Source organism: Luteimonas sp. TWI382 (assembly GCF_039674545.1).
Taxonomy (GTDB): Bacteria; Pseudomonadota; Gammaproteobacteria; order Xanthomonadales; family Xanthomonadaceae; genus Luteimonas.
The window spans coordinates 22,876-48,796 of record NZ_JBDJNS010000028.1; the positions used below are offsets into that span (position 1 = coordinate 22,876).

At 69.0% G+C, this 25,921-nt stretch carries 20 protein-coding genes; 15 read left to right on the forward strand and 5 right to left on the reverse strand.

The window, feature by feature from the left end:
- Position 1 precedes the first annotated feature (1 nt).
- From ftsL to lpxC, 12 genes are all read left to right on the forward strand, one after another.
- On the forward strand, positions 2 to 265 hold the full coding sequence (ftsL, locus tag ABE505_RS14700; RefSeq protein WP_183427949.1) for a cell division protein FtsL: 264 nt from the start codon (positions 2 to 4) through the stop codon (positions 263 to 265).
- Positions 262 to 2,091 carry a penicillin-binding protein 2 gene (locus tag ABE505_RS14705; RefSeq protein WP_346445237.1) on the forward strand — a complete coding sequence of 610 codons (1,830 nt, stop codon included), beginning with the start codon at positions 262 to 264 and terminating at the stop codon, positions 2,089 to 2,091. The genes ftsL and ABE505_RS14705 overlap by 4 nt, the downstream gene beginning before the upstream one ends.
- A complete protein-coding gene (locus ABE505_RS14710) occupies positions 2,088 to 3,578 on the forward strand; it encodes a UDP-N-acetylmuramoyl-L-alanyl-D-glutamate--2,6-diaminopimelate ligase (RefSeq protein WP_346445236.1) in 1,491 nt (496 codons plus the stop codon). Before ABE505_RS14705 ends, ABE505_RS14710 begins: the two co-directional genes overlap by 4 nt.
- Positions 3,575 to 5,002 carry a UDP-N-acetylmuramoyl-tripeptide--D-alanyl-D-alanine ligase gene (gene murF / locus ABE505_RS14715; protein ID WP_346445235.1) on the forward strand — a complete coding sequence of 476 codons (1,428 nt, stop codon included), beginning with the start codon at positions 3,575 to 3,577 and terminating at the stop codon, positions 5,000 to 5,002. The genes ABE505_RS14710 and murF overlap by 4 nt, the downstream gene beginning before the upstream one ends.
- A complete protein-coding gene (mraY, locus tag ABE505_RS14720; protein ID WP_337244080.1) occupies positions 4,992 to 6,077 on the forward strand; it encodes a phospho-N-acetylmuramoyl-pentapeptide-transferase in 1,086 nt (361 codons plus the stop codon). Before murF ends, mraY begins: the two co-directional genes overlap by 11 nt.
- Positions 6,077 to 7,423 carry a putative lipid II flippase FtsW gene (gene ftsW / locus ABE505_RS14725; RefSeq protein WP_346445234.1) on the forward strand — a complete coding sequence of 449 codons (1,347 nt, stop codon included), beginning with the start codon at positions 6,077 to 6,079 and terminating at the stop codon, positions 7,421 to 7,423. Before mraY ends, ftsW begins: the two co-directional genes overlap by 1 nt.
- Positions 7,420 to 8,868, forward strand: coding sequence for a UDP-N-acetylmuramate--L-alanine ligase (gene murC, locus ABE505_RS14730; RefSeq protein ID WP_346445233.1), 1,449 nt, complete (start codon positions 7,420 to 7,422; stop codon positions 8,866 to 8,868). Before ftsW ends, murC begins: the two co-directional genes overlap by 4 nt.
- Positions 8,865 to 9,839 (forward strand): D-alanine--D-alanine ligase, encoded by a 975-nt coding sequence (locus ABE505_RS14735; RefSeq protein ID WP_346445232.1) that lies wholly within the window; start codon positions 8,865 to 8,867, stop codon positions 9,837 to 9,839. The genes murC and ABE505_RS14735 overlap by 4 nt, the downstream gene beginning before the upstream one ends.
- Positions 9,836 to 10,672, forward strand: a complete 837-nt coding sequence (locus tag ABE505_RS14740; protein WP_346445231.1) for a cell division protein FtsQ/DivIB — start codon at positions 9,836 to 9,838, stop codon at positions 10,670 to 10,672. Before ABE505_RS14735 ends, ABE505_RS14740 begins: the two co-directional genes overlap by 4 nt.
- Positions 10,669 to 11,904: a cell division protein FtsA gene (ftsA, locus tag ABE505_RS14745; protein WP_183427894.1), complete on the forward strand. Its 1,236-nt coding sequence runs from the start codon at positions 10,669 to 10,671 to the stop codon at positions 11,902 to 11,904. The genes ABE505_RS14740 and ftsA overlap by 4 nt, the downstream gene beginning before the upstream one ends.
- Before the next feature lie 215 nt (positions 11,905 to 12,119).
- A complete protein-coding gene (gene ftsZ, locus ABE505_RS14750; protein WP_346445230.1) occupies positions 12,120 to 13,406 on the forward strand; it encodes a cell division protein FtsZ in 1,287 nt (428 codons plus the stop codon).
- A 368-nt stretch (positions 13,407 to 13,774) separates the two neighbouring features.
- Positions 13,775 to 14,683, forward strand: a complete 909-nt coding sequence (gene lpxC, locus ABE505_RS14755; RefSeq protein WP_346445229.1) for a UDP-3-O-acyl-N-acetylglucosamine deacetylase — start codon at positions 13,775 to 13,777, stop codon at positions 14,681 to 14,683.
- 280 nt (positions 14,684 to 14,963) lie between these two features.
- Here lpxC and ABE505_RS14760 read toward each other — a convergent pair whose 3' ends face one another.
- Positions 14,964 to 15,548, reverse strand: coding sequence for a DUF721 domain-containing protein (locus ABE505_RS14760; RefSeq protein WP_346458289.1), 585 nt, complete (start codon positions 15,546 to 15,548; stop codon positions 14,964 to 14,966).
- On the opposite strand from ABE505_RS14760, the gene ABE505_RS14765 reads away from it, so the two are divergent.
- The 3 genes from ABE505_RS14765 to ABE505_RS14775 all read left to right on the forward strand — a co-directional run bounded on the left by ABE505_RS14765 (position 15,547) and on the right by ABE505_RS14775 (position 20,834).
- Positions 15,547 to 16,338 (forward strand): M23 family metallopeptidase, encoded by a 792-nt coding sequence (locus ABE505_RS14765; protein WP_346445255.1) that lies wholly within the window; start codon positions 15,547 to 15,549, stop codon positions 16,336 to 16,338. The genes ABE505_RS14760 and ABE505_RS14765 overlap by 2 nt on opposite strands.
- Positions 16,339 to 16,859: 521 nt before the next feature.
- Positions 16,860 to 19,616, forward strand: coding sequence for a preprotein translocase subunit SecA (gene secA, locus ABE505_RS14770; RefSeq protein WP_346445227.1), 2,757 nt, complete (start codon positions 16,860 to 16,862; stop codon positions 19,614 to 19,616).
- Positions 19,617 to 19,883: 267 nt separating this feature from the next.
- Positions 19,884 to 20,834: a Nudix family hydrolase gene (locus ABE505_RS14775; protein ID WP_346445226.1), complete on the forward strand. Its 951-nt coding sequence runs from the start codon at positions 19,884 to 19,886 to the stop codon at positions 20,832 to 20,834.
- A gap of 293 nt (positions 20,835 to 21,127) precedes the next feature.
- On the opposite strand, the gene coaE is transcribed toward ABE505_RS14775, so the two are convergent.
- The 4 genes from coaE to pilB all read right to left on the reverse strand — a co-directional run bounded on the left by coaE (position 21,128) and on the right by pilB (position 25,748).
- Positions 21,128 to 21,760 (reverse strand): dephospho-CoA kinase, encoded by a 633-nt coding sequence (coaE, locus tag ABE505_RS14780; protein WP_346445225.1) that lies wholly within the window; start codon positions 21,758 to 21,760, stop codon positions 21,128 to 21,130.
- Between the two features lie 12 nt (positions 21,761 to 21,772).
- Positions 21,773 to 22,636, reverse strand: a complete 864-nt coding sequence (locus tag ABE505_RS14785; RefSeq protein WP_346445224.1) for an A24 family peptidase — start codon at positions 22,634 to 22,636, stop codon at positions 21,773 to 21,775.
- A 3-nt stretch (positions 22,637 to 22,639) separates the two neighbouring features.
- On the reverse strand, positions 22,640 to 23,800 hold the full coding sequence (locus ABE505_RS14790; protein WP_346445254.1) for a type II secretion system F family protein: 1,161 nt from the start codon (positions 23,798 to 23,800) through the stop codon (positions 22,640 to 22,642).
- Positions 23,801 to 24,023: 223 nt separating this feature from the next.
- Positions 24,024 to 25,748: a type IV-A pilus assembly ATPase PilB gene (pilB, locus tag ABE505_RS14795; protein ID WP_346445223.1), complete on the reverse strand. Its 1,725-nt coding sequence runs from the start codon at positions 25,746 to 25,748 to the stop codon at positions 24,024 to 24,026.
- Positions 25,749 to 25,921 lie beyond the last annotated feature (173 nt).

Genomic DNA, 25,921 nt, shown 5'->3' on the forward strand with positions numbered 1-25,921 from the left:
GCTGCGCCACCTCGTCGTCGCCCTGCTGCTGGCTGCCAACGTGATCACCGCGATCGGCGTGGTGCACGCACGCCACGACTACCGCCAGCTGTACATCCAGCTGACCCGGCTCGAGCGTGCGCGCGACGAACTCAATGTCGATTTCGGCCGTCTGCAGCTTGAGCAGGCCACCTGGGCGATGAGCAACCGCGTCGACCAGGTCGCACGCGAGCGCCTGGGCATGCGTTTTCCCGAAACCGCCGAGATCGTGGTGGTGCGGCCATGAAGCTCGGCAGGTTCATCAAGGCCGGCGACGGCCACGCCAAGAAGCCGCGCAAGCGCGCGCAGTTCGATCTGCGCCTGCGGCTGATGCTGGTGGGCGGTGCGCTGGGCCTGGGCGCGATGGCGCTGGTCGGTCGCGCGGTCGACCTGCAACTGATCGACAACGCGTTCTACCAGCAGAAGGCCGATGCGCGCTTCCGCCGCGAAATGCCGATTCCGGCTTCGCGCGGCATGATCACCGACCGCAATGGCGAGCCGCTGGCGATTTCCTCGCCGGTCGAATCGCTGTGGATCAATCCCCAGGAACTGAGCAAGCATCCCGACCGCCTGCCGGAACTGGCCGAGGCGACCGGCCTGCCGCTCGAAGAGCTGTCGCGTGCGGTCTCGCAGCGGGCCGACAAGGAGTTCATGTATGTGCCGCGCCATCGCCGGATCAGTCCGTCGACGGCCAAGCGCGTGCTCGATCTGGGCATTCCGGGCGTGTTCTCGCAGCGCGAGTACCGCCGCTTCTACCCGCAGGGCGAGGCAGTCTCGCATGTGCTCGGCTTCACCAATATCGACGACCGCGGCCAGGAAGGCATCGAGCTGGCGTTCGACGACTGGTTGACCGGCACGCCCGGCGCGCAGAACGTGATCCGCGACCGGCACGGTCGCATCGTCGAACACGTGAACCTGGTCCGCGCCGCCGAGCCGGGCAAGGACCTGGTGCTGAGCATCGACCGCCGCATCCAGTTCCTGGCCCATCGCGAGCTGCGGCGCGCGATCGAGGAGACCGGCGCCAGCGCCGGTTCGATCGTCATCCTCGAGGTGGCGACCGGTGAGGTGTTGGCGATGGCCAACCTGCCGACCTACAACAACAACCGCGTCACCGGCGAAAACCGCGACGCGCACCGCAACCGCGCGGTGACCGACCTGCTCGAGCCCGGCTCGACGATGAAGCCGATCACGATCGCCGCGGCGCTGGAGAAGGGCGTCATCACGCCGACCAGCACCTTCAACACCAGCCCGGGCTGGATTCCCAACGGGCGCTTCAAGACCAGCGACTTCCGCAACTACGGCGTGCTCGACACCACCGGCATCATCACCAAGAGCTCCAACGTGGGCTCGGCGATGGTCGTGCACAAGCTCGACAGCCAGTACTTCTATGATTTCGTGCGCAGCTTCGGCTACGGCCGCAGCACCGGCAGCGGCTTCCCCGGCGAGGCCGCTGGCCTGTTCCCGGACCCCGCGCGCTGGAGCGGCACCACCAAGCAGGGCATGTCCTACGGCTATGGCCTGTCGGTGACGCCGATGCAGATCGCGCACGCCTACGCCACGCTGGGCAACCATGGCCGCGCGCTGCCGCCGACCTTCGTCAAGGGCGGGGCCGGCGAGCCGCGTCAGGTGCTGTCGGCGAAGGTCGCCGACGAAGTGGTGCGGATGATGCAGACGGTCACCGAGCCCGGGGGCACGGGCACCCGCGCCGCGATCCTGGGCTACCACGTCGCCGGCAAGTCGGGCACCGCGCGCAAGGCCAGCGGTGGCGGTTACGCCCGGCGGTATCTCGCATTCTTTGCCGGCCTGGTGCCGGTCGCCGATCCCCGTTTCGCGATGGTCGTGGTCATCGACGATCCCGACACCTCCAAGGGCGGCTCGACCTACGGTGGCGGCTACGTGTCCGCGCCGGTGTTCAAGCGCGTCATGGATGGCGCATTGCGGCTGATGGACGTGCCGCCCGACGACATCGAGACCTGGTTGGCCGCGCAGGCCGCCAACGAAGCCAAGCTCGCGCGCGAACAGGGCCGCAGGCCGACGGCCGCGCACGCGGCGACGACGGGGACGCCGCAATGAGCCGCGCGATGCCGTTGTCCGAGCTGCTGCCCGATGTTGCCGCCGTGCCGGCCGACACCGTGATCACCGGCCTGGTGCAGGACAGCCGTGCGCTGCGGCCGGGCGATGCCTTCGTCGCGATCGGCGGTTTCGGCACGCATGGTCTGCATTTCGCTGCCCAGGCCCAGGCCGCGGGCGCCAGCGCCGTGCTGTTCGAGCCGCCGGTCCCGGCCGAGATCGAGACGCTGCCGGCCGATGCGATCGCCGTGGCCGGCCTGCGCGATCGCATGGGCACGATGGCCGATACCTTCCACGGCCAGCCGTCCCAGGCGATGACCATGGTCGGCGTCACCGGCACCAGCGGCAAGACGTCCACGGTGCAGTTGCTGGCGCAGGCGCTGGAGGCATCGGGCACGCGCGCCGGCACGATCGGCACGCTCGGCGCCGGCCTGCACGGTGCCGTCGCCCCGACCGGCTTCACCACGCCGCTGGTGCTGCAGACCCATGCGCTGCTGGCGCAGTTGCGCGACGACGGCGCGCAGGCGGTGGCGATGGAAGTCAGCTCGCACGCGCTCGACCAGGGCCGTGTCGATGCGGTGCACTTCGATGTCGCGGTGTTCACCAATCTCACCCGCGACCACCTCGACTACCACGGCGACATGGCCGGCTACGGCGAGGCCAAGGCGAAGCTGTTCGTGCGCCCCGGCCTCAAGGCCGCGGTGATCAATGTCGACGATCCGTTCGGCGCCACGCTGCCGGCGCGGCTCGATATTGCCGTGCGCGCGATCCGCGTCAGCGCCACCGGCGCGGCCGATGCCGACATCGCCGCGTCCGATGTCGCGCTCGATGCTGACGGCATCGCGTTCTCGCTGCGCATCGGTGGCGAACGGCTCGCGGTGCGCTCGTCGCTGCTGGGCCGCTTCAATGTCGACAACCTGCTGGCCGTCGCTGGCGTGCTTGCCGCGCTCGGCCAGGCGCCGGCGCAGATCGTGCGCGCGCTCGGCGCATTGCAGCCCATCGCCGGCCGCATGAACCGCTTTGGCGGCGGCGACACGCAGCCGCTGGTGGTCGTCGACTACTCGCACAAGCCCGATCCGCTGCAGCAGGCGCTGCAGTCGCTGCGCGGCCACCTGCGCGGCCGGCTGACCTGCGTGTTCGGCTGCGGCGGCGAGCGCGACACCGGCAAGCGCGCGCAGATGGCGGCGATCGCCGAGGCCCATGCCGACCGGGTGATCGTCACCGACGACAATCCGCGCCGCGAGAATGGCGATGCCATCGTCGCCGACATCCTCGCCGGCTTCGAACGCGCCGATACCGTGCGCGTGCAGCGCGATCGCGGCCGCGCGATCGCCCAGGCGATCGCCGAGGCCGTGCCCGGCGACATCGTGCTGATCGCCGGCAAGGGCCACGAGCCCTACCAGGAGATCGACGGCGTGCAGCATCCCTTCGACGACCGACAGGTCGCGCAGGCCGCGCTGGCTGCGCGCGGGACGGAGGGCGCACAATGACGCCGCTGTCACTCACCCGCATCGCCGCGCTGGTCAACGGCCGCCTGCACGGCGCCGACGACGGCGTCGAGATCGAGGCGGTCGTCACCGACACCCGCCGGCTCGAGGCCGCGGACCCGCGCGCGCGGCTGTTCGTGGCGCTGCGCGGCGACAACTTCGACGGCCACGCGCACGTCGCGCGCGCCGCCGAGTTGGGCGTGCGCGCCGCGCTGGTCGCCCGCCCGCTCGATCTGGCGCTGCCGCAGATCGTCGTCGCCGACCCGCAGGTCGCGCTCGGCGCGCTGGCCACCGCGGTCCAGCGTACGCGCGTCGCCCAGATCGTCGCGATCACCGGCAGCAACGGCAAGACCAGCGTCAAGCAGCTGACGGTCGAGATCCTGCGCCGGCATGCCGCGACCTGCTTCAACCCCGGCAACCTCAACAACGAGATCGGCCTGCCGCTGTCGATCCTCGATGCGCCCGAAGACGCAGCGTTCGCGGTCTACGAGATGGGTGCCGGCCAGCCGGGCGACATTGCCTACCTCACGGCGATCGCGCGCCCGCGGATCGCCCTGGTCAACAATGTCGCCCCGGCGCATCTCGAGCGCATGGGCAGCCTGCTGGGCATCGCCGACACCAAGGCCGCGGTCTACGACGCGCTGCCCGCCGACGGCACCGCGGTGATCAATGCCGACGATGCGTTCGCGCCGTACTTCGCGCAGCGCGCCCATGGTCGCCGCCTGCTGCGCTTCGGCATCGAAGCCACGGCGGACGTCGTCGCTCACGCCATCCGTCCCGACGCGGCCTGCACCCGCTTCCAGCTGATCACGCCCGCCGGCGAGGCGCCGGTCGCGCTGCCGCTGGCCGGCCGCCACAACGTGCGCAATGCGCTGGCCGCAGCCTCGATCGCGCTGGCGGCCGGCGTGCCGCTGGCGACGGTCGTCGATGGGCTGCAAGCGGCGCAGGCAGTGTCCGGCCGGCTGGCTCGCCATCGCCTGTCCGGCGGTGCGGCCCTGATCGACGACAGCTACAACGCCAATCCCGGCTCGCTGCATGCCGCCATCGAGACCCTGGCGACCACGCCGGGCACGCGCTGGTTGGTGCTGGGCGACATGCGTGAACTCGGCGCCGACGGCGCCGCGATGCATGCCCAAGCCGGGTTGCGCGCCAAGGCCGCCGGTATCGCCGGGCTCTATGCACTCGGGCCGTTGGCCGCGCACGCGGCGGATGCCTTCGGCGATGACGCGCAGCATTTCGACACCCACGCCGCACTGGCGCAGGCCCTGGTCCGCGACCTGGATGCCAGCGCCGCGGCTCACGACACGCGGTCTTCCACGGACGACCGACCGGCCCTCACGATCCTGGTCAAGGGATCCCGGGGCAGTGCGATGGACCGGACGGTCGCCGCACTGCTCGACGCGCAAGGAACCCACGATGCTGCTTGAACTCGCCCGCTGGCTGCAGGGGTTCGAGGACTTCTTCGGTCTGTTCGAATACCTCACCTTCCGCGGCATCCTGGCGGCACTGACGTCGCTGTCGCTGTCGTTGTGGCTGGGCCCGGCGGTGATCCGCAAGCTGGCGCAGTACAAGGGCGGCCAGCCGATCCGCCAGGACGGACCGCAGACGCACTTCTCCAAGGCCGGCACGCCGACGATGGGCGGCGCGCTGATCCTGATCACCGTGTTGGCGGCCGTGTTGCTGTGGGGCGACCTGCGCAACAAGTACGTGTGGCTGGTGATGGCGGTGATGGTGGCCTTCGGCGCGATCGGCTGGTACGACGACTGGATCAAGATCGTGCACCGCGATCCCAACGGCCTGAAATCCCGCTGGAAGTATCTGCTGCAGTCGGTGTTCGGCCTGGCTGCCGGCCTGTACCTGTACCTGTACGCCGACGTGCCGGCGGCGACCACGTTCTACCTGCCGCTGTTCAAGTCGATCGCGCTGCCGCTGGCCGGCATCAGCTTCGTGGCGATCGCCTATTTCTGGATCGTCGGCTTCTCCAACGCAGTCAATCTCACCGACGGCCTCGATGGTCTGGCGATCATGCCCACGGTGCTGGTCGCCTGCGGCATGGGCGTGTTCGCCTACGCCTCGGGCAACGCGGTGTTCTCCAGCTATCTGCAGATCCCGCAGGTGCCGGGCGCCGGGGAACTGGTGATCATCTGCGCGGCGATCGCCGGGGCGGGGCTGGGCTTTCTGTGGTTCAACACCTATCCGGCGATGGTGTTCATGGGCGACATCGGCGCGCTCGCGCTCGGCGCGGTGCTCGGCACGATGGCGGTGATCGTGCGCCAGGAACTGGTGCTGGTGATCATGGGCGGCATCTTCGTCATCGAGACGCTGTCGGTGATGATCCAGGTGGCCAGCTTCAAGCTGACCGGCAAGCGCGTGTTCCGCATGGCGCCGATCCATCACCACTTCGAGCTCAAGGGCTGGCCCGAGCCGCGGGTGATCGTCCGCTTCTGGATCATCTCGGTGATCCTGGTCCTCGTCGGTCTCGCCACGTTGAAGGTGCGCTGATGGCCCGCGTCCACGACACCGCGCTCCACGAGGCCTTCAGCGCCCGTCAGGCGACCCGGCTCGACGAGATCCACGGGCGGTTCGACCCGTGGCTGGTCGGGATCATGGTCGCGATCGCGACGCTGGGCGTGATCATGGTCGCGTCGAGCTCGATCGCCGTCGGCGAGGACATGGGCGTGGGGCGCTACTACTTCCTCAGCCGCCATTTCATGTTCATTGGCCTAGGGCTGGGTCTGGCGTTCGCGGTGATGCGCACCGAGCTCAAGACCATCGAGAAGTACGACCGCTTCGTGCTGCTGATGTGCGCGGGGCTGCTGCTGCTGGTATTCGTGCCGGGCCTGGGGCGTTCGGTCAACGGTGCGCACCGCTGGATCAACCTGGGCATCTCCAACTTCCAGGTCGTCGAGGCGGTCAAGGTCATCTACATCGTCTGGCTGGCCAGCTACCTGGTGCGTTTCCGCGATGAGGTCAATGCCACCTGGGCCGCGATGCTCAAGCCGATCGGCGTGGCCGTGGTGCTGGTCAGCCTGCTGCTGCTGCAGCCCGACTTCGGCTCGTCGATGCTGCTGCTGGGCGTGACCGCCGGCATGCTGGTGCTCGGCGGCGGCCATCTCAAGCGCATGATGCTGCCGGTGCTGCTGCTGCTGCCGGCGGTGGTCGCGGTCGCGATCATGGAGCCCTACCGGCTGCGCCGCATCACCTCGTTCATGAACCCCTGGGAAGACCAGTTGGGCGCGGGCTACCAGCTCAGCAACGCGCTGATGGCGGTCGGTCGTGGGGAGTTCTCCGGGGTCGGCCTGGGGGCGTCGGTGCAGAAGCTTTCGTACCTGCCCGAGGCGCATACCGACTTCATCTTCTCGGTGCTGGCCGAGGAGCTGGGCTTTGTGGGCGTGTGCCTGGTCGTCGGCCTGTTCGTCGCGCTGGTCGGACGCGCGCTGTGGCTGGGCCTGAAATGCGTAGAGATGCGTCGCCACTTCGCCGGCTACTGCGCGTTCGGCGTCGCGTTGATGATCGGCTTGCAGAGCCTGGTCTCGATCGGCGTGAACCTGGGGCTGCTGCCGACCAAGGGCCTGACGCTGCCGCTGGTGTCCTCGGGCGGCTCGAGCGTGATGATGACCTGCGTGGCGTTCGGCCTGTTGCTGCGCGTGTCCTACGAACTCGACCGCGCCCAGCGCCAGGTCGCTCGGCTGCGCGGCGATGCCGCCGCGCCGGCACCCGCTCCGGCCGATCCGATGCCCCCCACCAATCAACCGCCGCTGCCCGTGTCGCCAGCGACCGCCACGCGCGGCACCAGCCGCCTGCAGCAGCGCGTCGAACCGAGCTTCGGCGGCAGGAGCCCCGCATGATCCGTCGCCTGCACCAGACCCGCGGTCTGTCGAAGGAGGACTTCGCCAAGGTCTTCTCGCGCGTCCATTTCGTCGGCATCGGCGGCACCGGCATGAGCGGCATCGCCGAGGTGCTGGTGACGCTCGGTTACAAGGTCTCCGGCTCGGACACCGCCGACAGCGCGGCGACCCGCCGGCTGGCCCGCCTGGGCGCGACCGTGCATCGGGGGCATGCGGCGGCCAACGTGCTGGGCACCGATTGCATCGTGGTGTCCAGCGCCATCCGTGCCGACAACCCGGAGCTGATGGAGGCGCGCGCCCAGCGCATCCCGATCGTGCCGCGCGCCGAAATGCTCGCCGAGTTGATGCGCTTCCGTCGTGGCATCGCGGTCGCCGGCACCCACGGCAAGACCACGACGACGTCGCTGACCGCCAGCGTGCTCGCCGAGGGCGGCCTGGATCCGACCTTCGTGGTCGGCGGGCAGTTGCTCGCCGCCGGCGCCAACGCCCGGCTGGGCAGCGGCGACTGGCTGGTCGCCGAGGCCGACGAGAGCGATGGCAGTTTCCTGCGGCTCAACCCGCTGGTCGCGATCGTCACCAACATCGACGCCGACCACCTGGAGAACTACGGCGGCGATTTCGCCCGCGTCCAGGATGCTTTCACCGAGTTCCTGCATCGGCTGCCGTTCTACGGGCTGTCGGTGCTGTGCATCGACGATCCCGAAGTCGCCAGGCTCGCGCAGAGCGTGCCGCGGCACATGATGACCTACGGCCTGTCGGACGAAGCGGACGTGCGTGCCGAGAACATCCGCCAGGACGGCGCGGCGATGCAGTTCACGCTGTGCCTGCCGGAGAACGTGCGCGTCGAGGCGCGGCTGGCGCTTCCGGGCCGTCACAACGTGCTCAACGCGCTGGCCGCCGCGGCGGTGGGCTGGCAGCTCGGCGTCGCGCCCGAGGCGATCGTCGCCGCGCTGGGTCGCTTCGAGGGCATCGGCCGCCGCTTCAACCTGCTCGGTGAACTGGTCACGCCGACCGGCGCACGCGTCCAACTGGTCGATGACTACGGCCATCATCCGCGCGAGTTGGCCGCGGTGTTCGCCGCCGCACGCGGCGGCTGGGGCGAACGCAGGTTGGTGGTCGCGTTCCAGCCGCACCGCTACAGCCGCACCCGCGCGCTGTTCGACGATTTTGCCGGCGTGCTGTCGGACGTCGACGCGCTGGTGCTGACCGAGGTCTATCCGGCCGGCGAAGCGCCGATCGCCGGCGCCGATGCCAAGACGCTGGCGCGCGCGATCCGCGCGCGCGGCCGCATCGAGCCGGTCGTCGTCAATGCGGCCGAGGACCTGATCGACGTGCTGCCCGACGTGCTGCGCGATGGCGACCTGTTGCTGATGATGGGCGCCGGCGACATCGGTGCGACCGTCCAGCGGTTGGTCCAGGACGGCTTTGCGGCGGTGCCCGCATGAGCGCGATCCTGCCCGCGCCGCGTGTCACCGACCCGGCCGCGTTCGGCCGTGTCGCCGTGCTGCTCGGCGGCCCTGGCTCGGAGCGCGAGGTCTCGCTGCAGTCCGGGCAGGGCGTGCTCGATGCGTTGCGCTCGCGCGGTGTCGACGCGCACGCGGTCGATGGCGTGCCCGCGCTTGCGCAGGCGATCGTCGCCGGCCGCTACGACCGCGTCTTCAACATCCTGCATGGCGGCGATGGCGAGAACGGCGTGGTACAGGGGCTGCTGGATGCGTTTGGCGTGCCCTACACCGGCTCGCGCGTGCTTGGCTCGGCGCTGACGATGGACAAGATCCGCACCAAGCAGGTGTGGCTGAGCCTGGGGCTGCCGACGCCGCGCTATCGCCGCATCGCGGCCGGTGAGGATGTGCACGCCGCGGCCCGCGAGCTCGGACTGCCGGTCATCGTCAAGCCGTCGAAGGAAGGCTCGAGCGTCGGCGTCAGCCGGGTCTTCGCCGATGCCGACCTCGACGCGGCGGTCGCCCTGGCCGCGCGCTATCCGGGCGAGCTGCTGATGGAGCAGATGATCGAGGGCGACGAGCTCACGGTCGGCATTCTCGATGCCGGGCAGGGCCCGCGCGCGCTGCCGTCGATCCGCATCGTGCCCAAGGGCGCGTGGTACGACTACGAGGCCAAGTACGTCTCCGACGACACCCGGTACCTGTGCCCGGGCCAGGAGGGCGACGACGAGGCGCGGATCGGTGCGCTGGCGGTCGAGGCGTTCGTCGCCGCCGGCTGCAGCGGCTGGGGCCGCGTCGACGTGATGCGCGATCGCGCCACCGGTGCGCTGTCTCTGCTGGAGGTCAACACTGCGCCCGGCATGACCAGCCATTCGCTGGTGCCCAAGGCGGCCGCGCAGTTGGGCATGGACTATGCCGCGCTGTGCTGGTGCGTGCTCGAATCGACGCTGATGCCGGAGGCGGCCGCGCGATGAACCAGGCGCTCGCCACCACGACGCGGATCCTGGCCTGGCTGCTGGCGCTGGCGCTGGTGGCGTTGCCGGTCGTCGCCGTGATGCAGGGCTGGATCGGCGCCGAGCGCTGGCCGCTGCGTGTGCTGCGGATCAACGACGGCCTCGAGCAGGTCGATGTCGCCCGTGTGCGCGAAACGGTGCTGCCGCACGCGCAGCGCGGCTTCTTCGCGGTCGATCTGACGCAGGCGCGGCGTGATGTCGCGCGTCTGCCCTGGGTCGCGGGTGTCGAGGTGCGCAAGCACTGGCCCGACGTGCTGGAAGTGCGCATCGGCGAGCATGTCCCGTTCGCGCGCTGGGGCGAGGACCGGCTGCTGTCGACCCGCGGCCGGCTGTTCTCGGCCGAGGGGGTCGAGGTGCCGGACGCGATGCCCCGCTTCGATGGTCCAGACGCGCGCGCCAACGAGGTCGTCGCGCTCTACAACGAGGCGCGCGAGCTGTTCCGGCCGTCGGGCCAGCAGATCGAAGGCGTCGTGCTCGACGCGCGCGGCAGCTGGCTGATCCACCTGTCGAGCGGCACCGAAGTGCTGGTCGGCAGCCAGGAAGCGGTCCCGCGCCTGGCCCGTTTCGCCCGGATGTTGCCGCGGTTGGTCGCCAACCGCGCCGAACCGCTGGCGCGCGCCGACCTGCGTTACACCAACGGCTTTGCCCTGGTCTGGGGGACGCCGAGCGCCGACACCGAGGCCGCGGGCACCGCGTCGGCATCCGCATCCGGCAGGCTGCCCGCACGGGCGCTCCACATGGCGGGCATGCCCGTTCATCACGACTCACGACTCACGAATCACGGCCTCTCATGAACCGCAAAGGCGACAAGACACTCATCGTCGGACTGGACATCGGCACCTCCAAAGTGGTGGCGCTGGTCGGCGAGTACTCGCCCGGCAACCCGATCGAGGTGATCGGGATCGGCAGTCACGAATCGCGCGGACTCAAGCGCGGCGTGGTCGTGGACATCGAGTCGACGGTGCAGTCGATCCAGCGTGCGGTCGAAGAAGCCGAGCTGATGGCCGGCTGCGAGATCCGTTCGGTCTACGCCTCGATCTCCGGCAACCACGTGCAGTGCCGCAACTCGCCGGGCATCGTGCCGATCCGCGACAACGAAGTGACCTGGTCGGACCTCGATCGCGTGCTCGATGCGGCCAAGGCGGTCGCGATTCCGGCCGACCAGAAGATCCTGCATGCGATCCCGCGCGAGTACGTGCTCGACGACTCGCAGGAAGGCATCCGCAACCCGGTCGGCATGACCGGCGTGCGCCTGGAGGTGCATGCGCACCTGGTGGTGTGCGCGCAGTCGGCCGCGGCCAACATCAGCAAGTGCGTGCAGCGCTGCGGCCTGCAGATCGACGACCTGATCCTGTCGTCGCTGGCCTCCAGCACCGCGGTGTTGACCTCTGATGAGCGCGAGCTCGGCGTGGTGCTGGTGGACATGGGCGCGGGCACGACCGATCTGGCGGTGTTCGTGCAGGGCGCGATCTGCCACACCGCATCGCTGCCGATCGCCGGCGACAAGGTCACCGAGGACATCGCGCACATGCTGCGCACGCCGACCCCGGAAGCCGAGCAGATCAAGGTCCGCTACGCCTGCGCACTCGCGCAGTTGGCGACCAGCGAAGAATCGATCCAGGTGCCCAGCGTCGGCGACCGGCCGCCACGGCGGCTGCCGCGCCAATCGCTGGCGCAGGCGGTACAGGCGCGCTACGAGGAAATCTTCGAGATGGTGCAGGCCGAACTGCGCCGCTCGGGCTTCGAGCAGCATGTGCGCGCCGGCATGGTGCTCACAGGCGGCGCGGCGAAGATGGAAGGCGTCGTCGAACTGGCCGAGGAAATGCTGCAGATGCCGGTGCGCGTGGGCATTCCCCAGCACGTCACCGGCCTGGGCGAGGTCGTGGGCAATCCGGTCCACGCCAGCGGCGTGGGCCTGCTGCTGATGGGCAGCCAGATCGAGCACCCCCGACGCCCGGTGATCTCCGCCGGCCGCGCGGGCGGGCTGCTGAAGAAACTCAAGACGTGGTTCAACGGCGAGTTCTGATGAACCCGCCTCGTGCTGCGCGATGAGGAATGGACGGTTGAAACAAACAGCAACAACAAGGGCAAGGGCAGGGCGGCGACGAAGACAGCGGTAACGGCAACGAGCGCATTCGACAACAACATAAATGCCGGATGGCGGTGAGAGATACGGGTTCGGCGCTTTCGAATCACGCATCCCCTTCCACCAATCACGGCTCCAAACCGAGGACAACGGACATGGCACATTTCGAACTGGTCGAGAAGATGGCTCCAAACGCGGTGATCAAGGTCATCGGCGTGGGCGGCGGCGGCGGCAACGCGGTCGCGCACATGGTCAACAACAGCGTCGATGGCGTGGAGTTCATCACCGCCAACACCGACGCGCAGGCAATCAAGAACTGCGGTGCCAAGCTGCAGCTGCAGTTGGGCAGCAGCGTCACCAAGGGCCTGGGCGCAGGCGCCAACCCCGAGGTCGGCCGCCAGGCCGCGCTCGAGGACCGCGAGATCATCATGGATGCGCTGCAGGGCGCCGACATGGTGTTCATCACTGCCGGCATGGGTGGCGGCACCGGCACCGGTGCGGCGCCGGTCGTGGCCCAGCTCGCCAAGGAAATGGGCATCCTGACGGTGGCCGTGGTCACCAAGCCGTTCCCGTTCGAGGGACGCCGGCGCATGCAGGTCGCGCTCAAGGGCATCGAGGAGATGTCGGCGCACTGCGACTCGCTGATCACCATTCCCAATGAGAAGCTGATCACCGTGCTTGGCCGCAACGCCACGATGATCCAGGCCTTCCGCGCCGCCAACGATGTGCTGCTGGGCGCGGTGCAGGGCATCGCCGACCTGATCGTGCGTCCGGGCCTGATCAACGTCGACTTCGCCGACGTGCGCACCGTCATGGCCGAAATGGGCCTGGCGATGATGGGCACGGGCCTGGCCCGCGGCGACGACCGCGCGCAGGCCGCCGCCGAAGCCGCGATCCAGAACCCGCTGCTCGACGACGTCAACCTGGCCGGCGCCAACGGCATCCTGGTCAACATCACTGCCGGCGCCGACTTCACGATGGCCGAGTTCGACGAGGTCGGCCGCACCGTCGAGAACTTCGCCAGCGAAGACGCGACGATCGTCATCGGCACCGTCCTCGACCCGGATATGCAGGACGAAGTCCGCGTGACCGTGGTCGCCACCGGCCTCAACCGGGCGCCGGCGCGCGGCACCGGGCACAACGACAGCGCCGGCCGCGGCAAGCCGCAGGTGCAGCTGATCAGCAACAACCAGCGCGGCGTTCGCGATGGCACCACCGGTTTGCTGATCGACGACGGCGATGCCGTGGCCCCGTACAGCCCGGGTCACAGCATCGCAGCCTCGCTGCGCGGTAATGGCGGTGCGGCGGCGTCGACCGCCTCGCGTCCGGCCGGGCAGGGCGCGGCGCGCAGCGATGCGGGCGATGCGCCGAAGGTCGCCGACTTCGGCAGCGACAGCAGCTACCTGGACATCCCGGCGTTCCTGCGTCGGCAGGCCGACTGAGCCTGTCGATGGCGTCGTCGACTGGCGCTGTACAGGCCGCACCGGCCTGTCGGCGTCGGGCGGACTGACGCCGGTGCCTGTGCCCGCATCGCACTTGTCCGGTGCGGCGGCGCGCAGGGTGTTGTCCTCGCAAGCATTGGCGCGCTGTTGTCCGCAGATCGCCGTTTTGGCCCGCCGGGTACGCCCGGCGGGCCGGTTTGTCGTTCGGCCATCCGGCCGGCGCATCGCCTCGGCGCGCAGTCCTGACCCCGGTCCCGCAGGGCCTCGATCGCCTCGGATCGCTTCGTTCAGGTTCAGCGGTCCCCGTGATAATCTCGCCCGGTTGCCTCCCGCGTCCGCGGTCGGCGCTTCTCTCCCCCGGATTCCCGATGCCCCGCCAACGCACCATCAAGAACGTCATCCGCGCAACGGGCGTCGGCCTGCACAGCGGCGAGAAAGTGTTCCTGACCATGCGTCCGGCCGCTCCGGATACCGGCATCGTCTTCCGGCGCGTCGATCTCGACCCGGTGGTCGACATCCCCGCAGAGGGCGGACTCGTCACCGAGACCACGCTGTGTACCGGGCTGAGCCTGGGGACGGCCAACGTGCAGACGGTCGAACACCTGATGTCCGCACTCGCCGGACTCGGCGTGGACAATCTGTATGTCGAGCTGTCGGCGGCCGAGGTGCCGATCATGGACGGCTCGTCTGGCCCGTTCGTGTTCCTGCTGCAGTCCGCAGGCGTGGTCGAGCAGGCCGCGCCCAAGCGCTTCATTCGGATCCTGGCGCCGATCGAAGTGCGCGAGGGCGACAAGATCGCGCGGTTCGAGCCCTACGACGGCTTCCGTCTCGATTTCACCATCGCCTTCGATCATCCGGCCATCCCGCTGGCGCAGTCGCGTGCCGAAGTCGAGTTCTCGACCGAGGCCTACATCCGCGAGGTCAGCCGTGCGCGCACCTTCGGGTTCATGCGCGACCTGGAATACATGCGCGAGCGCAACCTGGGGCTCGGTGGCTCGATGGACAACGCCATCGTGCTCGACGAGTTCCGCGTGCTCAACGACGACGGCCTGCGCTACGCCAATGAGTTCGTGCGCCACAAGATCCTCGACGCGGTCGGCGACCTGTACCTGGCCGGCCATCCGATCCTGGGCCTGTTCAAGGGCTACAAGTCCGGACACGCGCTGAACAACAAGCTCGTGCGCGCATTGCTCGAGACCCGTTCGGCCTGGGACATCGTCAGCTTTGCCGAAGACGATGCGGCCCCCGTCGTCTATGGAGCCCCGGTCGCTGCCTGAATCGCTCGGCCGCGCCGCGCCCGCCTCTCTGCCTCCCCGCGCTTGTCGACCGGAGGGCGGCCCATCTGCGAATCGACCCCCGGCGCGTCTGCTGCAGGCGTGCCGCAGGAATGCGATCGCTTGGGTTCAGCCTGGGCGCCTTCGATAACGATTATTTAACTTTTGCTTTCTGAAAAGTTAGCTTCGTGTTAACGCCCCGTGGGGCGATGCCCGGTAGCATGCCCCCTCTCCTTCACTTGGCCTTGATGCCGATGAAGGGGGCAGGCGGCACCCATCCAGATCACACCCCTTCGTCCTTGCCGCCTTCCGGCGGTCGGAGCGAGGCCAGTACCGAGCGGAGCGTGTCGCGTGCGACCGCCGACGGCGGGTTGGCCAGCGCACCGCGGGCCTCTGGCGGTGCTGGTCGCAGGGGCTGGGTTGACGTCCTGACGACGATGTCGTCGACATCCAGTCCGATGGAGCGGGCAGCGTCGAGCAGCGTATCGGCCGACAGGCGCAGCCTGGCGTGCCAGATGGGCGAATCGACGAGGAACACCAGTCTGCGGCGATCGACATTGGCCAGCCGCGCATGTGGCGCCAGTGCCGGAGGCAGCAGGGGAACGAGGCGGCGATCCAGTGCGTCGAGCCACATGGCCCGGCGGATCGGATCGGCCGACGTGCCATCCAGCGCCGCGTCCAGCGCGGCGGTCGGGGCTCCGATGCGGGATGGCTTGGATCTGGACCGGAAATCAGACATTGGCACCATGACCGTCAAAACCTTGTTGAATGATATGCGCGGCATCGCCGCACAGGTGGCCCGCAGGGCCCGCATCCTGGCCCGTCGCCGGCCGGTCTCGATGGCGATCGTGGTCGCTGCGGCCGGCATGTGCGCTGCCGGGGCCATGAATTCGGCCGAGATCGCCCGCCTCCACGGTGTGGCCGCTGCCCACGAGCGCAGCCTGGACGAGACCCGCCGCGAGGCGCAGCGCGAAGTCAACGCGCTCGCCGCCCGGCTCGGCGAGCTGCAGGCCCAGGCCAACCGCCTCAACGCGCTCGGCGACCGGCTCGCCCGCGGTGCGGGCATGGAGGACGGCGAGTTCGACTTCGACCGGACCCTCGGTGTCGGCGGACCCGAGCCGGCCCAGGACATGCCGGCGGGCAAGCTGCTCGGCGGCCTGGATGCGCTGGAGGGCGACCTGACCCATTCCGGCCAGCAGCTCTCGGTACTCGAGGCGCTGCTGCTCGACCGCAAGCTTCAGCGCGACGCGCTGCCGTCGCGCTCGCCGGTGAGCCGCAGCTTCGTGACCTCGTCCTATGGGTACCGCGCCGATCCGTTCGGTCGCGGCGGTCAGTTCCACAAGGGCATCGATTTCGACGCGCGCACCGGGGATCCGGTGATGACGGTCGCCGACGGCGTGGTCAGCTATTCGGGCGTGCGCCGTGGCTACGGCAACGTCGTCGAGGTCGACCACGGCAACGGCTACGTCACCCGGTATGCGCACAACTCGCGCAACGTGGTGAAAGTCGGCGATCTGGTCCGCATCGGTGACGAGATCGCCAAGGCCGGGTCGACCGGCCGTTCCACCGGCGCCCACGTGCACTTCGAGGTCTGGGAGAACGGGCAGGTGCAGAACCCGCGCAAGTTCCTTGGTGCCATGGGCGTGAGCCGGCAGTAACCGATTGGGGCGCCCCCCCCCCCCGCCCAACCCGCCCCCGCATGCGGGGGAGGGCGGTCAGATGGCCGCGCCGGTAGGCCTGGTTGCCCAACTCGCCCCCGCACGCGGGGAGGGCGAATGCGCGGCACAGCCGCTCCGGCGCTCATCGGCGCGCAAGCCGGTGGCTTGCAAACGCGCCTCTTCGTTCCGGCCCTCCGCGGCACAGCCGCTCCGGCGCTCGTCGGCGCGCAAGCCAGTGGCTTGCAAACGCGCCTCCTCGTTCCGGCCCTCCGCGGCACAGCCGCTCCGGGCGCTCGCTGGGGCGCAAGGCATGCCTTGCAAACGCCCCCGCTCGTTCCGGCCTGCGCGGCACAGCCGCTCCGGCGCTCGTCGGCGCGCAAGCCAGTGGCTTGCAAACGCGCCTCCTCGCCCCGAGCTACAATGCGCGTTGCCATCAAAGGGCGCCTAGCGCCCTTTTCTGTTTGCGGCTTCTGGGGAATCCGCCTCGGTCCCGCGCTCCGATTCCAGACTTCGGTACTCCAATGCTCAATCGCTTGCTCACCAGTGTCTTCGGCAGTCGCAACGACCGCTTCGTCAAACAGCTCGAGAAGGTCGTCGTCAAGATCAACGCGCTCGAGCCGCAGATGGAGGCGCTGTCCGACGAGGCCCTGCAGGCCAAGACCCCGGAGTTCAAGCAGCGCATCGCCGACGGCGAGACGCTCGACAAATTGCTGCCCGAAGCCTTCGCGGTCTGCCGCGAGGCCAGCAAGCGCGTGCTGGGCATGCGCCCCTACGACGTCCAGCTGATCGGCGGCATGGTGCTGCACATGGGCAAGATCGCCGAAATGCGCACCGGCGAGGGCAAGACCCTGGTCGGCACGCTGCCGACGTATCTCAATGCGCTCGAGGGCAAGGGCGTCCACGTCGTCACCGTCAACGACTACCTGGCTCGCCGCGACGCGGCACAGATGGGCAAGCTCTACAACTGGCTGGGCCTGTCGGTCGGCGTCATCTGGCCGGGCATGCCGCACGGCGAGGCCAAGCGCGAGGCCTACCGCGCCGACATCACCTACGGCACCAACAACGAGTTCGGCTTCGACTACCTGCGCGACAACATGGCGCTGTCGAAGGCCGACCGTTACCAGCGCGCGCTCAATTACGCGATCATTGACGAGGTCGACTCGATCCTGATCGACGAGGCGCGCACGCCGCTCATCATCTCCGGCCCGGCCGACGATTCCCCCGAGCTCTACATCAAGGTCAACCGGATCGTTCCGTCGCTGGTCCGCCAGGAAGCCGAGGACGGCGAAGGCGACTTCTGGGTCGATGAGAAGGCCAAGCAGGTCCACCTCTCGGAGGAAGGCCAGGAACACGCCGAAGCGCTGCTGCGCGGCGCGGGCATCCTCGGCGAGGACGAAAGCCTCTACGCGCCGCAGAACATCCACGTCGTGCATCACCTCAACGCCGGGTTGCGCGCGCACGCGATCTACCAGCGCGACGACCACTACATCGTCCGCGACGGCGAAGTCGTTATCGTCGACGAATTCACCGGCCGTACCCTGCCGGGCCGCCGCTGGTCGGATGGCCTGCACCAGGCGGTCGAAGCGAAGGAAGGGGTGCCGGTCCAGCGCGAGAACCAGACGCTGGCCAGCATCACCTTCCAGAACCTGTTCCGCATGTACGGCAAGCTCTCGGGCATGACCGGTACGGCCGACACCGAAGCCTTCGAGTTCGAGAGCATCTACGGCCTGGAGGTCGTGGTGATCCCGACCCATCGCCCGATGATCCGCAAGGATGCGCCGGATGCCGTGTTCCTCAACCGCGCCGGCAAGTACCGCGCCGTTGCGCGCGAGATCCAGGCCTCGCACGAACGCGGACAGCCCGTGCTGGTCGGTACGACCTCGATCGAGGTCTCCGAACTGCTCAGCGAGCACCTGCGCAAGGAAGGCATCGCGCATGAAGTGCTCAACGCCAAGCAGCACGAGCGCGAAGCGCAGATCGTCGCCCAGGCCGGCCGCCCGGGCGCGGTGACCATCGCCACGAACATGGCCGGCCGCGGTACCGACATCGTGCTCGGTGGCTCGCTCGAGACCGAGCTCGCGCTGCTCGAGGCCGAGTCCGGCGTGCCGGTCGACGACGCCACCAAGGCGCGCCTGCGCGCGGAGTGGCAGCAGCGCCACGACGCCGTCGTCGCTGCCGGCGGCCTGCACATCATCGGCACCGAGCGCCACGAATCGCGGCGTATCGACAACCAGCTGCGCGGCCGCTCCGGTCGCCAGGGCGACCCGGGGTCGTCGCGCTTCTACCTGTCGCTCGAAGACAACCTGATGCGCATCTTCGCCGCCGACTGGGTGCAGAAGGTCATGGCGCGCATGGGGCTGCAGGAAGACGACATCATCGAAAGCCCGTTGGTGACCCGCCAGATCGCCAACGCGCAGCGCAAGGTCGAGGCGCACAACTTCGACATCCGCAAGAACCTGCTCGACTTCGACGACGTCAACAACGACCAGCGCAAGGTCATCTACGGCCAGCGCGACGAACTGCTGGACGCCGAAAGCGTCAAAGAGAACGTCGACGGCATCCGCGCCGACGTCGTTGCCGGCATCGTCGGCCGCTATGTGCCGCCGCAGTCGATCGACGAGCAGTGGGACCTGCCGGGCCTGGAGGCCGAGATCGAGCGTGAGTTCGGCCTGCGCCTGGAACTGGTGTCGATGGCCAAGGCGCGCGACGAGCTCGACGCCGAGCAGATCGCCGAACACGTGCAGCAGTCGGTCGATGCGCTGTTCGCGGACAAGGAGACGCAGCTGGGCGGCGAGACGATGCGCATGCTCGAAAAGCACATCATGCTCAACGTGCTCGACCAGGGCTGGAAGGAGCACCTGGCCCGCATGGACTACCTGCGGCAGGGCATCCACCTGCGCGGCTACGCGCAGAAGCAGCCCAAGCAGGAGTACAAGCGCGAGGCGTTCGAGTTGTTCTCCGAAATGCTCGACAAGGTCAAGCACGAAGTCGTGACCATGCTCGCACGCGTGCGTGTGCGCAGCGAGGACGAGATCGCTGCGCTCGAGGAAGAGGAGCGTCGCCAAGTCGAGGCCAAGCTCAATCAGGCTCAGTTCCAGCACGCCGACGCCGGTGGCTACGGTGCCGACGAGGAAGCCGAGGACGTGCGGGCCGCCCAGGCCGCCGCTGCCGGTCCGCAGGCGCAGATCGTCCGCGACGGCGCCAAGGTCGGCCGCAACGATCCCTGCCCCTGCGGCAGCGGCAAGAAGTACAAGCACTGCCACGGTCAGCTGAGCTGATCTGTCATGCCCCGCCATCGCGGGGCCGATGCGCAACGGCCGGGCCGGACGTGACGTCCGGCGATCGGCGCCTCGCAGCGGCGGGCGATGCCCGGCTGAGGCGCATGGTGGCCGGTCGATCGCGGCGTGGCCTCACCCGCCTGCGTGCCGGCGGCCTTTGTGGGCGTCGCAGCTGACGCGCTGCCGGCCGTACCGGTCGTCCCGACCGCTTGGCAAGCCGCCGTCGCCTGCCTAATCTCGACCCCTTGTCCGCCGAATCCGCCAGGCATGAGCGAGCGCGTCGTCGAAGTCGTTGCTGGGATCATCACCGACAAGCGCGGCCGCATCTTGCTGTCCCGGCGCACGCCGGGCCGTGACATGCCGGGCTTGTGGGAGTTTCCCGGCGGCAAATGCGAGCCGGGCGAGACGCCGGAAGCGGCGCTGGCGCGCGAGCTCGACGAGGAGCTGGGCATCCAGGTCGTCGTCGGCGCGCCGCTGATGGTGGTGCCCCAGCGCTATCCCAGCAAGCGGTTGCGGCTCGACGTCCGCCACGTGGCCCAGTGGCACGGCAGTCCCAAGGGGCGCGAAGGTCAGGCCTTGACCTGGGTCGCGCCCGACAAGCTCGGCCGCTACTCGATGCCGCCTGCCGACCTGCCTGTGGTGGCCGCCCTGCAGGCCCCCGATCGCTACCTCGTCACCCCACCGCCGGGCGACGATGACGCCGCCTGGTTACGCAGCCTGGACGACGCCCTGCGCAGCGGCATCGGCCGCGTGCAACTGCGCCTGCCCGGCATCGCCCCGGACCGGCAGGCGAGTTTGCTCGCCGAGGCTGCCGCGCGCTGCCGCCGCCGCGGCGCGGAACTGTTGTTCAATGGCGCGCCGGCCTTGGCGCAGGCCGCGGGCGTCGGCCTGCATCTCAAGGCCGCCGCGCTGCGCGAACATGCGCAACGGCCGCTCGCCGCCGGTCTGCCGCTCGCGGCCTCCTGCCACGACGCCGACGATCTCGCCCATGCCGCGCGCCTGGCCTGCGACTTCGTCGTGCTGGGCCCGGTGTCGGAGACCGCCAGCCATCCCGGCCAGCCCGGCATCGGCTGGCCGGCCTTCGCCAGCCTGCGCGAACACAGTGCGCTGCCGATCTACGCCATCGGCGGAATGACCCCCTCCGACATCGAGACCGCCCGGCGCCACGGCGCCCAAGGCATCGCCGCGATCCGCAGCCTCTGGCCAGACATCGCGTGAGAAGCGGCCCCCATCCCAACCTTCCGCCCGTGAAGGGCGCAATGCCCCCGTGCGGGGGAAGGCGCAAAGCAGTATTTGCGCGGGTGAAGTTTGTCCGCGCGCTGTGTACTGGATTCGTCTCCCCCGCGTGCGGGGGAAGGCGCAAAGCAGTACTCGCGCGGGTGAAGTTTGTCCGCGCGCTGCGTACTGGAGTCGCCTCCCCCGCGTGCGGGGGAGGCCGGCGCCCTTGGGCGCCGGGTGGGGGCCGGTGGGTCGCGGCGACCCTCACAGCGTCAGGTACAACCGAGCGCCGATCAGTCTGCCGCCAATCCCTCCGCACGCGCCGCGGCGAGTGCGCGATAGCGGGTGTCGAGGTCGCCGATGCGCGTGTCCAGTTCGGCCAGGCTGCCGTCGTTGACAATGATGTCGTCGGCGATGACCAGGCGGGCGTCGCGGGTGGCCTGGGTGGCGATCATTTTCTGGGCCAAGGCCTCGTCGATGCCGTCGCGGCGGAGCAGGCGGGCCAGTTGGACCGCCACCGGCACGTCGATCACCAGCACGCGGTGGAGCCAGGGATAGTGGACGCGCCCACCCTCGGCCAGCAGCGGGATCGCGGCGACGGCGTATGGCCCTGTCGCGGCGTCGCAGGTGGCGCGCAGGGCAAGGCGGATGCGCGGATGGAGGATCTCCTCCAGGCGCGCGCGGGCGTCGGGGTCGGCGAAGATCCGTCGCCGCATCGCGGCGCGATCGAGGCTGCCGTCGGCGGCCAGGGCGTCGGTGCCGAAGGCCGCCACCACCTCGGCCAGGCCTTCGCTGCCGCGGGCGACGGCCGCGTGCGCCGCGACGTCGGCGTCGGCGACGACGATGCCGCGCGCTTCGAACGCCGCCGTGGCCGCGGACTTGCCCGAAGCGATGCCGCCGGTGAGACCGATGACCAGCGCGACCATCTTGGCGGTGCGCTACTGCAGACCGGACACGCGCAGGTAGAACGCGGTCAGGTCCTGGCCCCACATGAAGGTCACCCAGCCGGCAACGGCCAGGTACGGCCCGAACGGAATCGGCGTGGCCCGGTCGCGTCCGCGGACCGCAAGAATGATCGAGCCGACGATCGCCCCGGTCACCGCCGACAGCAGGATGATCGGCAGCAGTCCAGCCAAGCCACACCAAGCGCCGAGGGCGGCCAGCAGCTTGAAGTCGCCGTGGCCCATGCCCTCCTTGCCGGTGGCCTGCTTGAACAGCCACCACACCGACCACAGGCTGGCGTAGCCGACCACCGCCCCCAGCAGCGCGGGCTTGGCCGGCATGTACAGGTTGTCGAGGCTGGCGATGAGTCCCAGCCACATCAACGGCAACGTCAACGAGTCGGGCAGCAGTTGCGTGCGCGCATCGATGCCCGACAACGCGACCAGGAAGCCGGTCAGCACCAGTGCGCCGAAGCCTTGCCAGCCGAAGCCGAACCGCCACACGCAGGCCGCGAACAGCAGCATCGTCAGCAGCTCGATCGCCGGGTACTGGACCGAGATCGGCGCCTTGCAGCTGCGACAGCGCCCGCGCAGCGCCAGCCAGCTGACCACCGGGATGTTCTCGTACCACGACAACTGGTGCCCGCAATGCGGGCAGTGGGAGCGTTCGACGACGATCCCCGGTGGCGGCGGGTCGTAGAGGTCGGGTTCGCCGAGAATCTCGCGGCTGTCGCGCTTCCACTGCCATTCCAGGCGTCGCGGCAACCGCAGGATCACCACGTTGAGAAAGCTGCCCACCAGCAGGCCGAGGCCGGCGGCGAGGGGATAGCCCAGGGCCGGGTTGTGATCGAGAAACGCCATGGGTCAGCCGGTCGCCGCCATTGCGAGCTTGAAGATCGGCAGGTACATCGCGATCACGATCGCGCCGACCAGGGTGCCGATGATGACCATCACGAACGGTTCGATCAGGCTCGAGATCGCATCGACAGCGTTGTTGACCTCTTCCTCGTAGAACTCGGCCACCTTGAACAGCATCGTGTCCAGCGCACCTGCCTCCTCGCCGATCGCGGTCATCTGCACCACCATGTGCGGGAACAATGCGGTCTGCCGCATCGCCATGTTGAGTTGGTAGCCCACGGCCACATCGTCACGCATGCGCAGCACCGCGTGCTCGTAGACCGAACTGCCGGTCGCGCCGGACACCGAGTCCAGCGCCTCGACCAGGGGCACGCCGGCCTTGAAGGTCACGCCCAGCGTGCGCGCAAAGCGCGCGATCGACGAGTTGTGCAGCACCCGGCCGACCACCGGCAGGCGCAGCAGCGTGCGGTCCACGCCGTGCTGCAGCGCCGGGGAGCGCTTGAACGCGAACATGAAGCCGAATGCGGACGCGAACACGACGATCGCGATCAGCCACCACCACTTCACCATGATCGCCGAGATGCCGAACACCAGTTCGGTGAACGCAGGCAAGTCGGTGCCGAAGCTTTCGAAGGTCTCGCGGAAGGTCGGGACGACGAACACCATCAGGATCGCGCAGACCAGGATCGCCACCCCGATGATCGCGACCGGATAGAACAGCGCCTTCTTGATCTTGCCCTTGATCGACTCGATGCTCTCCTTGTACGAGGCGATCGTGTCGAGCACGGTTTCCAGCGCGCCGGCCGACTCGCCTGCGCGCACCAGGTTGCGGTAGAGCTCGTCGAACTGCACCGGATACTTGCTCAGCGCCTCGAAGATCGACGCGCCGCCCTCGATGTCGACGCGGATGCCGTCGACCATCTGCTTCATGCGTGGGTTCTTCTGGCCGTTGCCGATGATCTCCAGCGCCTGCACCACCGGTACGCCCGACTTCATCATCGTGGCGGTCTGCCGGCTGAAGATCGCGATGTCGCGTGCAGAGATCGACTTGCCGGCACCGCCGAACAGCGGCTGGCGCTTGGGCTGCACCAGCGTCGGCTGGATACCCTGGCGACGCAGCTCGGCGCGCAGCAGGTTCGCGCTCTTGGATTGCTGCTCGCCCTTCATCTTGACGCCGCGCCGGTCCGTGCCTTCCCAGGCGAACAGGCGCAGCGTCGCCCCGGCCTGTGCCGGCGTCGCGTTCGAAGCGCGGACAGTCTTGCGGGCCGCGGTACGTGAGGTCGACATGGAACGTTCCCCAGGGGTCGGCGTGTCCCTCGCCGGACGGATGGCCGCATGGTAGCGAAAACCGGCCCCCGGCGCTCGACGCCGCGGGGCTCCGGCGGGGGGATCAGTCCTTGGTGACGCGGTTGATCTCGGCCAGGCTGGTCAGGCCCTGGCGGGCCTTCTCCAGCGCCGACTGGCGCAGGTCCTTGACCCCGGCGCGCTGCGCAGCCTCCGCGATCTGCATCGCGTTGCCGCCCTGCAGCACGATGGTCTGGATCTGCTCGCTCATCGGCATCACCTGGTACACGCCCACGCGTCCGCGGTAGCCGTTGGTGCATTCGTCGCAGCCGACCGGTTCGTAGATCTCCACGCCGGCGCGGACCTGCTCCTCGGTGAAGCCCTCGGTGAGCAGTGCATGGTCGGGCAGCACGACGCGCTGCTTGCAACGCGGGCACAGCCGCCGTGCCAGCCGCTGGGCGATCACCAGCGTGACCGAACTGACGATGTTGTAGGGCGCGATGCCCATGTTCATCAGGCGCGCGATCGTCTGCGGCGCATCGTTGGTGTGCAGCGTCGAGAGCACCATGTGGCCGGTCTGCGCGGCCTTGATGCCGATTTCCGCCGTTTCCAGATCGCGGATCTCGCCGACCATGATCACGTCGGGGTCCTGACGCAGGAACGCGCGCAGCGCCGCGGCGAACGTCATGCCCCGGCGCTCGTTCTGCTGCACCTGGTTCACGCCCGGCAAGCGGATCTCGACCGGGTCCTCGACCGTGGAGATGTTGCGGGTCTCGTCGTTGAGGATGCCCAGCGCCGTATACAGCGAGACCGTCTTGCCCGAGCCTGTCGGACCGGTGACCAGCACCATGCCGTAGGGCTTGTGGATCGCGTCGAGGAACAGCTTCTGCTGGTCCGGCTCGTAGCCCAGCTTGTCGATGCCCAGCTTTGCGGCGCTGGCATCGAGAATGCGCAGCACCACTTTCTCGCCGAACAGCGTCGGCAGTGTGCTCACGCGGAAATCGATCTGTCGCGTCTTGGACAAGTTCAACTTGATGCGTCCGTCCTGCGGCGCCCGCTTCTCGGCGATGTCGAGCTGCGCCATGACCTTCAGGCGCGCGGCGATGCGCTGGTTGAGCTTGACCGGCACCTTGGCCGCCAGCTTGAGCATGCCGTCGACGCGCAGCCGCACGCGGTAGTCGGTCTCGTAGGGTTCGAAATGGATATCCGAAGCGCCGCGCTTGATTGCGTCGACCAGCACCTTGTTGACGAAGCGCACGATCGGCGCATCGTCCTTGCCGTCGACGACGTTCTCGATCCGGCCGCCGTCCTCGTCGTTGCCCACGTCCAGGCTTTCGAGGCCTTCGGCATCGTCCAGCGCGCCGGCCAGCGAATCCGAACTCGACAGCCACAACTCCAAGGTGCGGCGGATGCTGTCCTCATCGATCAGGATCGGTTCGACCGTGAGGTTGGTCTGGAACTTGATGTCGTCCAGCGCCAGGGTGTTGGTCGGATCGGCGGTGCCCACGAACAGCCGCGGCCCGCGCTGGAACAGCGGCAGCACCGCATGCTTATTGAGCAGCTCTTCGCTGACCAGCTTGACCGCGCTCGCCTGCGGTGCCATCGCCGCCGGGTCGAACAGCGGCATGCCGAACTCCACCGACAACGCCGCCGCCATCTGCGCAGCGCTGACCAGCTTGTGTTCGCGCAGGTAGCCTGCGACATTGCGTCGCGCCGCGGTCGCCTTGTCCAGCGCCTCGCGCGCCGCGGCCTCGTCCAGGGCACCGTCCATGACCAAGCGGCGGGCGATGCCGGTGATGCCGACGAGATTGGGGCCGGATTGGACGCTCATCTGATCGCTCTGCGGTGGACGCGGGCACTCTACTGCAACCGGCGTCGCGACGGCGCATCGTGGCCCGCCAAGCCGTTCGGCGCCGGCGATGCCGATGCGTATGAATGAGGCTTCGCCGCCAGAACCGGGGTGAGAGATGAAATATGACACACGCAAAAAAAAAAGAAAACCCC